At 66.5% G+C, this 14,206-nt stretch carries 15 protein-coding genes and 1 tRNA gene; 5 read left to right on the plus strand and 11 right to left on the minus strand.

Annotated features, from left to right (window positions below; genetic code table 11):
• From ACKAE7_RS18460 to ACKAE7_RS18480, 5 genes are all read right to left on the minus strand, one after another.
• A partial coding sequence (locus tag ACKAE7_RS18460) for a penicillin-binding transpeptidase domain-containing protein (protein WP_408979960.1) occupies positions 1-1,188 on the minus strand: 1,188 nt, incomplete at its 3' end.
• Positions 1,185-2,582 (minus strand): FtsW/RodA/SpoVE family cell cycle protein, encoded by a 1,398-nt coding sequence (locus ACKAE7_RS18465; protein WP_188810613.1) that lies wholly within the window; start codon positions 2,580-2,582, stop codon positions 1,185-1,187. The genes ACKAE7_RS18460 and ACKAE7_RS18465, both read right to left, overlap by 4 nt.
• Entirely contained in the window at positions 2,579-4,183 is a 1,605-nt protein-coding gene (locus ACKAE7_RS18470; protein ID WP_408979963.1) for a PP2C family protein-serine/threonine phosphatase, read from the minus strand. The genes ACKAE7_RS18465 and ACKAE7_RS18470 overlap by 4 nt, the downstream gene beginning before the upstream one ends.
• 59 nt (positions 4,184-4,242) lie before the next feature.
• Positions 4,243-4,725 carry an FHA domain-containing protein gene (locus tag ACKAE7_RS18475; protein WP_104186625.1) on the minus strand — a complete coding sequence of 161 codons (483 nt, stop codon included), beginning with the start codon at positions 4,723-4,725 and terminating at the stop codon, positions 4,243-4,245.
• Positions 4,722-5,465, minus strand: coding sequence for a DUF3662 and FHA domain-containing protein (locus ACKAE7_RS18480; RefSeq protein WP_104186623.1), 744 nt, complete (start codon positions 5,463-5,465; stop codon positions 4,722-4,724). Before ACKAE7_RS18480 ends, ACKAE7_RS18475 begins: the two co-directional genes overlap by 4 nt.
• Positions 5,466-5,840: 375 nt before the next feature.
• On the opposite strand from ACKAE7_RS18480, the gene ACKAE7_RS18485 reads away from it, so the two are divergent.
• Positions 5,841-5,923: transfer RNA gene (locus tag ACKAE7_RS18485), tRNA-Leu, on the plus strand.
• Positions 5,924-6,118: 195 nt separating this feature from the next.
• On the opposite strand, the gene ACKAE7_RS18490 is transcribed toward ACKAE7_RS18485, so the two are convergent.
• The 3 genes from ACKAE7_RS18490 to ACKAE7_RS18500 form a co-directional block, all read right to left on the minus strand.
• Positions 6,119-6,817, minus strand: a complete 699-nt coding sequence (locus tag ACKAE7_RS18490; protein WP_104186620.1) for a FadR/GntR family transcriptional regulator — start codon at positions 6,815-6,817, stop codon at positions 6,119-6,121.
• 10 nt (positions 6,818-6,827) lie between these two features.
• Positions 6,828-7,955: an L-talarate/galactarate dehydratase gene (locus ACKAE7_RS18495; protein WP_188810608.1), complete on the minus strand. Its 1,128-nt coding sequence runs from the start codon at positions 7,953-7,955 to the stop codon at positions 6,828-6,830.
• A 123-nt stretch (positions 7,956-8,078) separates the two neighbouring features.
• A complete protein-coding gene (locus ACKAE7_RS18500; RefSeq protein ID WP_377102899.1) occupies positions 8,079-8,777 on the minus strand; it encodes a TetR/AcrR family transcriptional regulator C-terminal domain-containing protein in 699 nt (232 codons plus the stop codon).
• Positions 8,778-8,916: 139 nt separating this feature from the next.
• Here ACKAE7_RS18500 and ACKAE7_RS18505 point away from each other — a divergent pair, with 139 nt between their 5' ends.
• Together ACKAE7_RS18505 and ACKAE7_RS18510 are read left to right on the plus strand one after the other, a co-directional pair.
• Positions 8,917-10,305 carry a flavin monoamine oxidase family protein gene (locus ACKAE7_RS18505; RefSeq protein ID WP_408979964.1) on the plus strand — a complete coding sequence of 463 codons (1,389 nt, stop codon included), beginning with the start codon at positions 8,917-8,919 and terminating at the stop codon, positions 10,303-10,305.
• A gap of 111 nt (positions 10,306-10,416) precedes the next feature.
• The gene (locus tag ACKAE7_RS18510) at positions 10,417-10,899 is read left to right on the plus strand and encodes a pyridoxamine 5'-phosphate oxidase family protein (RefSeq protein WP_188810606.1); all 483 of its coding nucleotides are present in this window, start codon (positions 10,417-10,419) and stop codon (positions 10,897-10,899) included.
• A gap of 63 nt (positions 10,900-10,962) precedes the next feature.
• Here the strand turns inward: ACKAE7_RS18510 and ACKAE7_RS18515 are convergent, their stop codons facing one another.
• On the minus strand, positions 10,963-11,571 hold the full coding sequence (locus ACKAE7_RS18515) for a DUF6919 domain-containing protein (protein ID WP_188810604.1): 609 nt from the start codon (positions 11,569-11,571) through the stop codon (positions 10,963-10,965).
• Between the two features lie 60 nt (positions 11,572-11,631).
• On the minus strand, positions 11,632-12,234 hold the full coding sequence (locus ACKAE7_RS18520) for a hypothetical protein (protein WP_408979961.1): 603 nt from the start codon (positions 12,232-12,234) through the stop codon (positions 11,632-11,634).
• A gap of 154 nt (positions 12,235-12,388) precedes the next feature.
• On the opposite strand from ACKAE7_RS18520, the gene ACKAE7_RS18525 reads away from it, so the two are divergent.
• A complete protein-coding gene (locus ACKAE7_RS18525) occupies positions 12,389-12,769 on the plus strand; it encodes a VOC family protein (RefSeq protein ID WP_408979962.1) in 381 nt (126 codons plus the stop codon).
• Positions 12,770-12,800: 31 nt separating this feature from the next.
• Here ACKAE7_RS18525 and ACKAE7_RS18530 read toward each other — a convergent pair whose 3' ends face one another.
• Positions 12,801-13,205 carry a DUF5997 family protein gene (locus ACKAE7_RS18530; protein ID WP_104186612.1) on the minus strand — a complete coding sequence of 135 codons (405 nt, stop codon included), beginning with the start codon at positions 13,203-13,205 and terminating at the stop codon, positions 12,801-12,803.
• Here ACKAE7_RS18530 and ACKAE7_RS18535 point away from each other — a divergent pair.
• Positions 13,204-14,010, plus strand: coding sequence for a LysR family substrate-binding domain-containing protein (locus ACKAE7_RS18535; RefSeq protein ID WP_190613091.1), 807 nt, complete (start codon positions 13,204-13,206; stop codon positions 14,008-14,010). The two genes, ACKAE7_RS18530 and ACKAE7_RS18535, sit on opposite strands and share 2 nt — an antisense overlap.
• The last annotated feature ends 196 nt before the right edge of the window (positions 14,011-14,206 follow it).

Here is a 14,206-nt window from a genome sequence, read left to right on the forward strand (position 1 = left end):
CGGGGTGGTGGAGGTCCGCAACTGCTTCGGCTGGGGTTCATCAATCACGCGGAGGTCCGGGGAGCGCAGGGTCTTGATGAGGGTGGGCTGCATCTGGACGCCGTCGTTCGCGATTGCGGCGGTCATCAGTGCCACCTGCAACGGCGTAGCCCTGACGTCCTTCTGCCCGATGACGGACTGCGCCAGGCCGGGGCCGTCGAGGTCATCCGGGAAGGTGTTTTCGCTGGCGTAGTCCAGCTTGAGCTGATCGCCCATGTCCTGGCCGAACCCGAACTTCGCTGCCTGTTCGGCAATGGCGTCACGGCCAAGGTCCAGGGCGATGCTCGCGAAGGGGGTGTTGCAGGACTGCTGGAGCGCGAAGGCGAAACTGGCTGTGTCCCGGGTGTAGCAGTTGCCGCCTGCGTAGTTGGGCAGGCGGTACTGGATGCCCTCGAAGGGCAGTTCCGCAGGGTTGGGGAGCTCGCTGTCCTTGTTGTACTTCCCGGATGCCAGGGCAGCTGCGGTATCCACCAGCTTGAACACTGAGCCGGGGGCCAGCAGTTCCCCGGTGGGTCCGCTGACATTCGGGTTCAGGTTGATCCCGGGCACCTTGATCAGTTCATTCATGCTGGCATCGGCCGCGGCGAGGTCCTGGGTGGCCACCAGGTTCGGATCATAGGACGGCTTGGACACCATGGCAAGGATGTCTCCGGTCTTGGGGTTGGTGACCACGATGGAGCCACGTTGCCCGTCCGGGATCAGGCTATAGGCCAGCTGCTGGATTTCGGGGTCGATGGTGAGCTCGACCGATGCGCCCTTGGGCTGGTTTCCGAGGAAAAGCTGCCCCACCCGGTCCAGGAACAGCTGGTCCGAGTTGCCGGCAAGCTCCGCTCCCATGGACTGCTCCAGGCCGGTGGCGCCGAAGTTCTGCGAGAAGTACCCCGTGATCCCTGCGTAGGCTTCCGGCTGCGGGTACGTGCGCTGGAAGGCGCAGGTCTCCGAGCCGGTTTCCACGGACTCGGCCACGGGGGATCCACCCACAATGACGGCGCCACGGTCGTTGCAGAAGCTTTGCAGGACGGCGCGTTGGTTCCAGGGGTTGGCCTTGAGTTCGTCGGCCCCGATCACCTGGACGTAGCTGATGGCTCCAAAGATGAGTGCGAACATGGCGATGGCCGCCACCCATGAATGCCGTATTGCCTGGTTCACAGGTGCTTCACCGCCTCGGTAGGAGTATCAATGCCTGGTGCTTCCGATCCTTTGCCCGGCGGCAAGGGAGTAGTGTCCACGGGGCCGCGCGCGGTGTGCGAAATCATCAGGAGCAGGCCAACTATGATCCAGTTGGCCAGCAGGGACGAGCCGCCGGCCGCCAGGAACGGCGTGGTGAGGCCCGTCAGCGGGATCAGGCGGGTCACGCCGCCGATCACCACAAAGCACTGCAGCGCCACGGCGAAGGACAGCCCGCACGCCAGGAGTTTTCCGAAGGCGTCGCGGGTGCCGAGGGCAGCCCGGAAACCGCGGGTGAACAGCAGCAGGTACATCAGCACGACGGCGAAGAGGCCGATGAGCCCCAGTTCCTCGCCCAGGGAAGCAATGATCATGTCGCTGTTCGCGAAGGGGACCAGGTCCGGGCGCCCCTGGCCCAGTCCTGTGCCCATCAGGCCGCCGTTGGCCATGCCGAAGAGGCCTTGAATGATTTGCCGGCTTCCGCCGGGAAACCGGTCGTAGACCTCCGGTGTGAAGGCATTGAGCCAGCCGTCGATGCGCAGCTGCACGTGGGAGAACACCTGGGCGGCCACGAACCCGCCGCCGGCGATGAGGGCCAGGCCGATCACTACCCAGCTGATTCGGCTGGTGGCCACGTAGATCATCACGATGAACAGGCCGAAGAAGAGGATGGAGGAGCCCAGGTCCCGTTGGAAGATGAGCACACCGATGCTGACCAGCCACGCGGTGATCATGGGGCCCATGTCCTTGAAGCGCGGGAACTGCAGCGGCCCCACCTTGCGGCCCGCCAGCAGGATCAGGTCCCGGTTGGAGGAAAGATAACCAGCGAAGAATATAGCCAGGGTGATCTTCGCGACCTCGCCGGGCTGGAACGTCATGGGGCCGAGGCGGATCCAGACCCGTGCGCCGAGGATCTCGCCGGCGGTGATGCCCGGAACAAGCGGCAGGATCAGGAGGAGTGCGCTGGCAGCCAGTGAAATGAAGGTGAACCGGCGGAGGATCCGGTGGTCCTTCAGGAACCAGATCACCCCGATGGCCACGGCCATGGCGATGAGTGTCCACCGGAGCTGGTTGTTGCCGGTGTCGTCCCCGGGGGCGTCCAGCCGGTGGATCATGGCCAGGCCGATTCCGTTCAGCGCGACCACGAGCGGAAGTATTACCGGATCGGCATACTTTGCTCGGAGGCGAAGGACGCCGTGGAAGACCAGGGCAGCGACGGCCAGGAGGCCGGACTGGAACCAGAAGTCGGAATCAAACGCATTCTCCCGGTCGATGCCCACCAGCATGTTGGCGCCGATGCCTACGGCGAGGGCAAGCAGGAGCAGTGCGAGTTCAACGTTGCGGCGCGGTTTGGGCATGGTGCTGAGCTGGCTCATTGGACCGCCTCGCAGGTGACGGAGGGGCTGGGTGACGGGGACGTCGGCGCGGGAGAAGCGTCCGGGGCCGGTGCAGCGGCCGCGGAGTCTGTGGGCGCGGGGGCGGGGGTGGAGGCTGCCGGGGACGGAGAAGGCGCAGGGCAGTCCTGTTCGGGAGACGTGGTCCCGGTGAGCTCAAGGTTCTTCACGATGCGCTGGGCGTCGTAGAGGTCGTTGGCGGGAACGGTCTGGCGGACCCGCTGCTGGGAAAATGGTGGCAGGGAATCCATCCGGATCTCCGTGACGGTCTCCAGGCTGGACAGTCCGATGGGTCCCAGGCGCTGCGAAACCCCGTTGTAGATGGCCACCCGTGAATCGAACTCGCCCACGTAGTAACGGGTCTGCGTCCAGGCATAGCCGAGCCACAGGCCCACCGTCAGCGCCACCAGCACCGATGCGGCGATGGCCCAGGTGACCCACCGGCGCGGCTTGGGCGGTACGAGGGCTTCCTCGGCGTCGTTGCCCGGCTGTTCGGCCCTGTGGGTGAGGAGGGTTGCTGCCCTGCGCGCCACAGTGCGCCCCGCGATGGTGGGGATGGAACCGGACTCGGCGGCCGCCGCGGCAGCACCCACAAGTTCGTGCGGCCGCGACGCCAGCTCCTCCCGCAGGACTTCCGCTGACAAGTGCTCGCCCAGATGCGGGTCAGTGGCGCCCGCCTGCACGGACGGAGCGCCGCCGGCCTCCGTGGAACCTCCCGCGGCCTGCGCTTCTTTGGAGCCAGGGTCCCCGGCATCCCGGGCAGGGACGTTCCCGCCCTCCGGCGGGGTGTCCTTCCGGGCTGCCGCGGCAGCGGCCAAGGCGGCATTCGTGGAAGGAATGACTTCGACGGCGGCCGTACTGACGTCGTCGGGCGTTTCTTCGACGATTTCCACCATGATCACGGTGACGTTGTCCGGGGAACCGGCTTCAAGGGTCAGGTCCACCAGGGTTTCCACGCACTCGCGGAGGTCCTTGGTCTCCCGCACCGTCCGCTCCACGGCGTGGCCCGCAACATAGTTGAGCCCGTCGGAGCAGAGCAGCCAGCGGTCGCCCGGCCGAACGTCCAGGGTGTCGAGATCAAGTTCGGGACTGGCGTCGACGTCGCCCAGGACCCGCATCAGGACGTTCTTGTGCGGGTGGCTCTCGGCTTCCTCCGGGCGGAGCCTGCCTTCGTCGATGAGCCGCTGGACGAACGTGTGGTCCACGCTCACCTGCGTGAACTCGCCGTCGCGCAGGCGGTAGGCCCGGGAATCGCCAATGTGTGCGAAGTGGAGCTTTCCCTCGGCCAGCAGGAGTGCCGTGACCGTGGTGCCCATTCCCGCGAGCTTGGGGTTCTGGTGCACCAGTTCGGACAGCAGGGAATTCGCGGTTTGGATCTCATCGGCAAGGACCGTGCCGGCGTCACCGTGGTAGCCGCCGCGGTCCAGGTGGATCATGTCCAGGACGGTGGCGGCGGAGGCAACGTCGCCGCCTGCGTGGCCGCCCATTCCGTCCGCGACGACGGCGAGGTGCCGCCCTGCGTAGGCGGAATCGTCATTCTTGGAGCGGATGCGGCCGACGTCGGAGCGCGCGGCGAAGCGCATGATGAGGGGCCGCTGCGGGGGCTGGTGCCCGTTTGCGGGGGATTGCGTGGCGGCCACGGCTATGGCCTCAATTCGATGACCGTCTTGCCGATTCTCACGGGTACCCCTGGCTCAACCGGCAGGGCGCGGGTAAGTTGCTGGTCCGCCAGGTACGTTCCGTTGGTTGAGCCGAGATCCTCGATGAACCAGCGGCTGCCCTGGGGGAACAGCCGTGCGTGGCGGCCGGAGGCGTAGTCGTCCTCCAGGACCAGCGTGGCCTCCTGGGCCCGTCCCAGGAGAATGGGGCTGGCGGCAAGCGGAAGGGTGGTTCCCTTCAGCGGTCCCTCGATGACAACCAGCTGGTGGGCCTGCTGCTTCACCGGCTGCGGGGCGGCTTCCGCCAAGCCCGGGTTTTTGCGGACCTCGCGTTGGGTTGGAGCGCCGGACGCCGCCTTGCGCCCCACCATGAGGTCCCGCCGCATTGCTGACACGATGCTGAAAATCAGCACCCAGAGGAGCAGGAGGAAGCCAAAGCGCAGGGCCGTGATTGTCAGGTCGCTCATGCGCGGCCACCAGGGCCGGCAGGCAGAAGGCGGAAGATGATTTTTGTCCGTCCCATAGTGATGGTGGAGCCGTCAGTGAGCTCGGTGCTCCCTGACACCTTCTGCCCGTTGACGTAGCTGCCGTTGGTGGATCCCATATCCACTGCGCTGGTCACGCCGTTGGCCGTACGGATTTCCAGGTGGCGGCGGGAAACGCCGGTGTCCTCGACATGGATGTCGGCATCGGAGGACCTGCCCAGCACGATGGACGGCGCGTTGAGGGAGTAGCGCTGCCCGTCGATGTCCAGGACGGGCTGGAGCCGGACCGGCTGGCGGCTGGGAGCTGCCGGTACGTTGGAGCGTGCGGGGGCGCCTGCCGGGGAACCCTGGGTCTTTTCGGTGGTGGAGATGATTTCAAAGTCGCCGGCGCGCAGCTCCGTGTCCCGGCGGAAGGAAATCCGCACCGATCCCTGAAGCGTGTAGCCCTGGCTGCGGACGTGGTTGATCACCACATCGCACAGTTCTTCGGCCAGCGGGGTGCCCCATTCCTGGGCCCTCTTGAAGTCGTCTTCACTGAGCTGGACGTCGAAAACGTTGGGTGCCAGTGTGCGGCCGGCCGACACCGTGAGGGCCTTGTGGTCCACCTCGCGGCGCAGCCTGCTGGCGATTTCCACAGGCTCAACCTGGGCGCGGGAGCCGGTGGAGAAGACGCCCCGGACAGCCTTTTCAATGCCGCGTTCAACTTTGTCCAGCAGACCCATGATTCTTCTCCTTTCCCCCCGGCTGCGGGGCAGTTTCCGTTCCGGAACTTCACCCGCCGTGCAGTTCACAACTCAGGAGCGTGCGCGCGTGCGGCAGCCACTCCTACATCCGATACTACTGGGCAGCCCTGTGAATGACCTTAATCAACAACGGCCCGCCGCCTGCAAAAGTTCGCTCCGCAGCCGCAACCGGGCCGGATCCTTCCCCAGTTCCGTCCCTGGGCGGGGGCACGAATTTTCGGGTTTCGCCGGGGCCGGGCAGGCGCATGGGAGCCCAATTGGTAATTTCCGTCCACTGTCCGTTATGCTTGATCTCGCTGCTTTTACAGGGTTGCGGATCCGGGAAACGGGCCGTTGCTTGGTGGAAGAAGTTGCGCGCGAGTGGCGGAACGGCAGACGCGCTGGCTTCAGGTGCCAGTATCCGAAAGGGTGTGGGGGTTCAAATCCCCCCTCGCGCACGCAAACAAGAAGAGCCCCGGTCTTAGGACCGGGGCTCTTCTGCGTTCACTGAGTTTGCGTAAAGCCGGTTTCACCGCTGTTTGGACTTCTCACCCCGGGGTTCCGGGGTGTTATGTCCAGGCCCGGGTGCCTCACAGCCTGGTTCGACGACGGGAACCGGGTTGGTGCCACGTGGCGGCGATATTTCCCGCCCGCTAGGGACGCGCCGATGCCTTGAACCGGCGTCGTGAATTCGCCAGGTGGCTGCGCATGGCAGCTGCTGCGGCAGCCTCATCCCCGTCCGCGATGGCCTCCGAGATGGACCGGTGTTCCTGCACCACCTGGTCAAAATGGTCCCGGGCGTAGTGCTCGACGCCGGTCATCAGCCGGGTGCGCGGCATCGCGATCATCGTCTGGCCCAGCGCCGCGAGGCAGTCGGAATAATAGGGGTTGCCGGAAGCGGCGGCTACGGCCCGGTGGAACTCAAAGTCCGACTTCATAGCGTGTGCCGGGTGCCCCGCGCTGGCCGTGAACTCCTCCAGCGCTGCGGTGACGGCCCGCAACTGCCGCTCCGTGTGGTTGCGCGCTGCCAGTGCCGCGGCCTCCGCTTCCACCCCCATGCGGAACTCCAGCAGGTGCAGCCGGTCCTCCATGGTGGCCACCGGGCGCGCCCCCGGAGCGGGGGAGGGTCCGTCCGACGGCGGGGTCAGGGCAAAGCTGCCCCGCCCGCGTTCGGTTTCCACGAGTCCCTCGGCCTGCAGCCGGGTCAGCGCGGCACGCACCACGGTGCGGCTGACGCCAAAGTCGCTGATCAGGGTGTTTTCGCTGGGGAGCTTCTCGCCCGGCTGGATGACGCCGTCGACGATGCGGGTGCGAAGGTCAGCGGCGAGGTCCGCGGTGAGGTTCCGGCTCATGGCAACTAGGTTACGCGCCGAACTCCACTGATTCGGTGGTCCAGGCGCGCGCCTGGTCGCTCAGGGTGATGCCCAGGCCGGGGCGGTCCGGGACGATCATTTTGCCGTTCTTGGTTTCGAGGCGTTCGTTGAACAGCGGATCGAGCCAGTCGAAGTGCTCCACCCAGGGCTCGCGCGGGTAGGCGGCGGCCAGGTGCAGGTGGATTTCCATGGCGAAGTGCGGGGCCAGGCCCAGGCCGCGCTCATCCGCCAGGGCGGCAAGGCGCAGGAACTGGGTAATGCCGCCCACCCGTGGGGCATCCGGCTGGATGATGTCGCAGCTGTTCGCGCTGATGAGGCCCTTGTGTTCGGCCACGGAGGCGAGCATCTCCCCGGTGGCGATGGGAGTATCCAGGACCTGCGCCAGGTGCGCGTGGCCCTCGAAGTCGTAGGCGTCCAGGGGCTCTTCGATCCAGACGAGGTTGAACTGCTCGAGCTGGCGGCCCATCCGCAGGGCGGTGGCACGGTCCCACTGCTGGTTGGCGTCCACCATCAGTGGAACGTCCCAGCCAATGTGCTCGCGGATCCCGGCGACGCGGCGGAGGTCCTCCTTGCTGTCCGGCAGGCCGACCTTGATCTTGATGCCGCCGATGCCCTCCTCAATCGACTGCGTGGCGCGGGCTTTTACTTCCTCGAGGCTGGCGTTGAGGAAGCCGCCGGAGGTGTTGTAGGTCTGCACGGAGTCGCGGTATGAGCCCAGGAACTTGGCCAGGGGCAGGCCGGCCCGCTTGGCTTTGAGGTCGTAGAGGGCAATGTCGATTGCGGCCAGGGCCTGCGTGGCCACCCCGGAGCGGCCCACGGACGCCCCGGCCCACAGGAGCTTGGTGTAGATCTTCGCGATGTCGTTGGGGTCCTCGCCGATGATGCCGCCGGCGACCTCCTTGGCGTGTGCGTACTGCGCCGGACCGCCGGCGCGCTTGGAGTAACTGAAGCCGACGCCGGTGTGCCCCAGTTCCGTGGTGATCTCGGCGAAGAGGAAGACGACCTCGGTCATGGGCTTTTGCCGGCCCGTGAAGACCTTCGCGTCGCTGATGGGAACGGCGAGGGGCAGGCGGGCGGTGGACAGCTTGACGTGCCGGATCAGATCGACGGTACTCACGGGTTCTCCTTCAGGCGGGACCGGGCTCCTTCGCCCGCCCTCTTAGGGTATAAGTAGAGTACTTGTATTACAAGTGGTGGCAGGTCCGTCGTGGGGATGTCGCGGCTATACGGGGAGGCTGGACTAACCCCGCTGCTCCCGCAGGGCGCCCAGTCCTGCGATGAGTGCCTCAAGCCCCAGGCTGAACGCGGCGTCTGCGGGTGGCCCGTCCACCTGTCCTTCCGCGCTCCGCACGGCAGCCGTGAAGTGCGGTGTTGCCTCCGCCATGGAGCCCGACTCGAAAATATCGGCCGGCGCCGTGACGTCATAGGCGGAGCCAAAAATGAAGGACTCCAAGGCCACGATGGAGGAGACAATCCGCTCCTGCGGGAATCCGGCGTCGAGGAATCCCTTGCTGACGGTCTCGTACATGGCCAGGGTCTGCGGTGCGTCAGTCACCGGAAGGACGGCGATGACCGGGATGAGCGGCGTGTGCTCGGCGAAGACGTTCCGGTAGCTCCAGGCCCAGCCGCGAACGGCTTCCTCCCACGGTGCCGGGCCGAAGCCGGATACATCCACCAGTGAGGTGAGGTGGTCCTCCACCAGGAGCAGGACGTCCCGCTTGGCTGCCACGTGGTTGTAGAGGGCCGACGGCGCCACGTCCAGTTCCTTGGCCAGTGCGGCCATGGTGAGGCCGTCATATCCCTTGCGGTTGATCAGCTCCAGTGCCGCCGTGGTGATCCCGGCCTTGTCCAGGACGGCGGCTGACGGCCTGCCGGCCCTCCGCCTCTGGGTGCCGGCACTCCCCGCGTTGCGCCCCTGAGTGGCTGATACTGCCGGCATGCCTGCCCTTTCGTCGGTGGTCTCCAGCATTATTCCACCGGGCACTTCCCGTCCATGACAGGAGCAGCTATAGTTCTAATAAATGAATGCCGTTCATTTAGTGGTTCCCGTCACCTGGCAGGACCAAAGAGAGGACATCATGCTGAACCTGAACCGCGACGTCGTTGTCGTTGGAGCCGGGCCGTCCGGACTCACCGCAGCCCGTGAACTGAAGAAGGCCGGCCTGACCGTTGCCGTGCTCGAGGCCAGGGACCGCGTGGGCGGCCGCACCTGGACCGGCACGGTTGACGGCGCCATGCTGGAGATCGGCGGCCAGTGGGTCTCGCCGGACCAGACCGTACTCCTGGAACTCCTGGACGAACTGGGCCTGCAGACGTACCCCCGGTACCGCGAGGGTGAGTCGATGTACATCGGCGCGGACGGGGTCCCCGTGCGCTACACCGGCGATTCGTTCCCCGTGGACCCGGACACGCAGGCCGAGATGGACAAACTGACCGCATTGCTGGACGGGCTTGCAGCGGAAATCGGCGCCACCGAGCCGTGGGCGCATCCGAAGGCGCGCGAGCTGGACACCATCTCCTTCCACCACTGGCTGCGGCAGCACTCGTCCAACGAGGAGGCGTGCAACAACATCGGCCTCTTCATCGCCGGCGGCATGCTCACCAAGCCGGCCCACGCCTTCTCCGCCCTGCAGGCCGTGCTGATGGCGGCGTCGGCGGGGTCCTTTAGCCACCTCACGGATGAAGACTTCATCCTGGACCGGCGCGTGGTGGGCGGAATGCAGCAGGTCTCCCTGCTGCTCGCGCAGGAGCTGGGGGACGACGTCGTCCTTAACTCCCCGGTGCGCACCATCAACTGGGAGCCGGACACCGAAGGCCACCGCGTCAAAGTGGTCTCGGATGGGGCAACCGTCAACGCGCGGTTCGTGATCATGGCCGTGCCGCCCAACCTCTATTCACGCGTCTCCTTCAACCCGCCGCTGCCCCGCCGCCAGCACCAGATGCACCAGCACCAGTCGCTGGGCCTGGTCATCAAGGTCCATGCCGTCTACAGCCGCCCGTTCTGGCGGAACTCCGGCCTGTCCGGTACCTGCTTCGGCGCCGGATCCCTGGTCCAGGAGGTGTACGACAACACCAACTTCGGCGACACCAGAGGCACTTTGGTTGGGTTCGTCTCGGATGAAAAGGCCGACGCCGTTTTCGAGCTGGGTGTCGAAGAGCGCAGGCGTGCCATCCTGAAGTCCATTGCCGGGTTCCTCGGCGCCGAGGCGCTGGAACCGGAGGTCTACTACGAATCGGACTGGGGCTCCGAGGAGTGGACCCGCGGCGCCTACGCCTCAAGTTACGACCTCGGCGGCCTGCACCGCTACGGCAAGGACCAGCATGCCCCGGTGGGGCCCATCTACTGGTCCTCCTCCGACCTGGCCGCCGAAGGCTACCAGCATGTCGACGGAGCCGTCCGGATGGGCCGGCACACTGCGGCCCGGATCCTCGAAGTGGCCCGCGTGGCCGTCCCGGCCGGAGCCTGATTCCGGTTTCAGCGCAGGGCGGACAGGCACTTCCGGGCTGGAAAATAAGCATGCTTACCAATAGGCTGGCTCGAGGGGAGTTTCCCCGCACGCACACGAACGAGGTGAGATATGACTGACACTGAGAGCATCAGCAAGGTTACGGACATCATCAACGGTTCCCACATTGGGATGTTGACCACCATCAACGAAGACGGCGCCCTCGTGAGCCGGCCGCTGGCTGTCCAGGACGTGAAGGACGACGGCGACATGTGGTTCTTCACGGGCCTTGGCACCTCGCAGGTGGCCCATGTCCGGGCGGACCCCCGCGTCAACGTCTCCTTTGGCAAGAACACCGAATGGGTCTCCGTTGCGGGAACGGCGCAGGTTGTCACGGACCGGGAGAAAATCCGCGAAATGTGGAACCAGGCCGTCGAAGCATGGTTCCCGGACGGCCCGGACACCCCTGAGGTGTGCCTGCTCCACATTGACTCGGACTCGGCGGAATACTGGACCAGCCCCGGCGGCACCGCTGCCACGGTGCTCCAGTGGGTCAAGTCCAAGGTCACCAACAGCCGGATGAGCGTCGGCGAGAGCGGCACGGTGGACCTGTAGGGCCTGCCAGCGAATTTGACGGGCGGGGCGGCTGAGGCCGCCCCGCCCTTCTGCTGTGTGCCCTTAACCTGGCTCCACCGTTGAGAGGGCGGCCAGCACCTCCGGCAGCAGCAGGTCGTTCCGGCCCCAGGCGGGGTCGAAGACCTCCACATACCAGGAGTCGGCGAGCAGCAGCGCCAGGGAATCGTTGGTTTCCACCGCCCAGTCACGGATCTGTTCCTCGTCCACCGGATTCTCGCTGGAGCCCAGGACCGTGGTGACTTCAGTGCCTGCCAGCGTCACCGGGATCGCGGCGCTGCTGGACTCGCCGGGGGCGTGCGCCACAGTGACCAGCTCCGTGCGGGCGGACAGGCCGATCAGGGCCGAGGCGGCGGCCGCGGAGCAAAACCCCGTCACGTATTGCCGCTGCGCCGCCGGGCCCGGGCGGAGGCCGGGCTGGGACTCCTTGGTGAAGAGTCCGTTGCGGTTCAGTTCCGCGAGGGAAGACGCAATCGGCCGGGTTTCATCGTCAAAGCCGGGGGCGAAGGTTCCGGGCTGGTACTGGCTTTCGCCTTCCAGCCAGCGGGCAGTCAGTTCTCCGGCCGCAGCGAGGGTGGTGGCCTGCCGCCAGGCACCGCGGTCCTCCAGCCGCCTGCCGAACTGGTCATGGGTTGGCAACTCCTGGGGATCCATCATTGGATGCTATCGCCGCAGGGTTCCCCGTTCCACGAAATGCGACACAGCGGGTAACGTCTACGCCTGTTCCGCCGGGACGCCCGCTGCCTTCTCGGCAGCGGCAAGGGTGGCACCCAGGCTGGTGACGGCGTCGGGATATCCCCGGTGGGGCGCACCGCGCAGCTCGTCAGCCTGCCGCATGGCCTTGATAAGGGCCGAGGTTTCGGGGGTCCGGACATCCGTCAGCGCCGGATAGTCAATCGAGCAGGCCGGATCCAGCTCATACCGCCTCCACCGGGCGATCAGCTCGTCGTGCCGGGCCTGCGCCTCAAGGTGCGCGGACTCGAGCGCGCGGTAGTCGTCGCGCGCCGTGCGCCGCGCAAGATACTTCGGCGTCCCCCGGTAGGCGGCCACGCCGGCGGCAATGCCGGCTCCGCCCAGGAACAGGCCCGTCCACGGCGAGATCATGGTGGGGATCAGCAGGGCGGGAACGGCAACGGCTGCCCCAAGGAACAGGTCCCAAAACAGCTGGTCCGAACGTTCAGTTGGCCCGTTTCCGCCGGCCAGGGCGCGGCGCCGGACCACGAAGACGGTGACCGCAACACTGGCCACCAGCACCGGGCCGCACAGCAGCAGGGCCCAGGCCCCCTGGACCAGTCCCTCGAAGAATCCTTCCCCCATGGCGGACACCTGACTTCCAGCGCGTGCCCGGGCCGCGGAATCCCGGGCTGGTAATTCCATTCCACCCCGTTCTTGAAGGCCGGTCAATGGTCCGGACGGCCGGGGCCGGAACGGGCATCTTTCCGGAGGGCTGAACGCCACGTACCGTGGGTCCATGAGACTCAAAATGTGCAGCATCCACGTCAAGGACCCCGCCGCCGCCCACGCCTTCTACACAGGAACCCTGGGCTTCGAGACCCTGATGGCCATGCCAGAGCACAACCTGTACATCATCAAGGACCCCGGCTCGGACGCCGGTTCAGTGGGACTGCTGCTGGAACCCAGCGACAATCCGATCGGCGCCGCCTACATGAACGCCGTGCACGACGCCGGCCTCCCGGCTATCGTCTTCGGCGTGCCGGACGTGCGGGCGGAGTATGAGCGGCTGCTGGCCGCGGGGGTCAGCTTCAAGGGCGAGCCGGCCGAGGACCCCTCCGGGATCAGCGCCGTGTTCGACGACGGTTGCGGCAACTTCATCCAGCTGCACCAGGACTGAGGGTCCCGGGACAGCTGCGGCGCGAGCGGGCCTACTCGGCCTTGGCGCGGGCCTTCTTGGCGTCCTTCTTCGCGGATTCTTCCTTGACCCGCTGGGCCTCGGCCCGGACGGCGGCATGCGTGGCCCGCTCGGTGACCAGCCACTGCGGGGGAGCCTGCAGCAGCGCGGTGATCTCCGCCGTCGTCAGCGCGTCCTCAACGCCGCCGCGTGCCAGGCCGCTGATGGACACGTTCAGCTTCTGCGCCACCACCGGGCGGGGGTGCGGGCCGTTGCGGCGGAGCTCGGCAAGCCACTCCGGCGGGTTGGCCTGCAGTTCGGCGAACTCGGCGCGGGTGATGGTCGAATCCTGGAACTCCTGCGGTGTTGCGGGCAGATAGATGCCAAGTTTCTTGGCAACAGTGGCCGGCTTCATGGACTGGGAGTTCGCAGAGGTCATGCTTCAAGGGTATCCGGGCGGACGGTACTGTGAAGACGTGCCCTCCCACGACATCCCCCAGACAACCGGTCCCGGTGACCAGGACCAGCCGGCCGGGCAGGCGGAAGACACCGCGCCCCGCCTGCTCCGCATTGCCTATGTGGCCGGGGTAACCCCGGGCAAATGGATCCGGCGGTGGGAAGAGCGGATGCCGGACGTTCCGCTGCAGGCGTTTATGTCCGACGACGGCGCGCAGGTTGAGGTGCTCCGCGAGGGTTCAGCCGACCTCAGCTTCGTCCGGCTCCCCGTGGAGCGCGAAGGCCTCAGCGTCATTCCGCTGTACGAGGAGCAGCCGGTCGTGGTGGCACCCAAGGGCCATGAGATTTCCGTGTTCGAGGAAGTGGCCCTGGCCGACCTGGAACAGGAGTCCTTCCTTGACGTGGCTGCACTCGGAGGCCCCGAGCCCGCGCTGCAGGTGGTGGCCACGGGCGCCGGACTGGCCATCCTCCCCATGTCCGTCGCCCGCCACTTCAACGTCAAGGACACCGTGGCGCGGCGGCTCACCGGTGCCCCCGGCACGGAGATCGCCGTGGCGTGGGCCTCGGATTCAACGGATGAAGTGATTGAGGAGTTCATCGGTATTGTCCGCGGACGGACAGCGCAAAGCTCCCGCCAGCCGTCGGCCCAGCCGGTGAAAACCAAGAAAGAGCCCAAACCGGACCGTCGGGGTACCGGAGCCAAGAAGGCGCCCAAGGTGGCCCAGCGGTACGCGCCGAACCCGGACAAGGGGCGGGGCAAGGGTTCACGGAAGAAGGGCAAGCGGTAGCCTGGTTGGCCCCATAAGTACGCGGGCTGGCAGGCGCCAGCCGTGCAGGCAGCACTCATAGCGTTAACGGCAACAGGCCGGCTCCGAAAGGAGCCGGCCTGTTGTCTTATCCAAACACTTTAGGTGTTTTTGACGTTGGAGGTGGCGTCGGTGGTGCGGTCTTTGACGTCGGTGGCGGCGTGTTGGCCTTCGGCTT

It is taken from the genome of Pseudarthrobacter sp. NKDBFgelt, assembly GCF_046097905.1.
Lineage (GTDB): Bacteria > Actinomycetota > Actinomycetes > Actinomycetales > Micrococcaceae > Arthrobacter > Arthrobacter polychromogenes.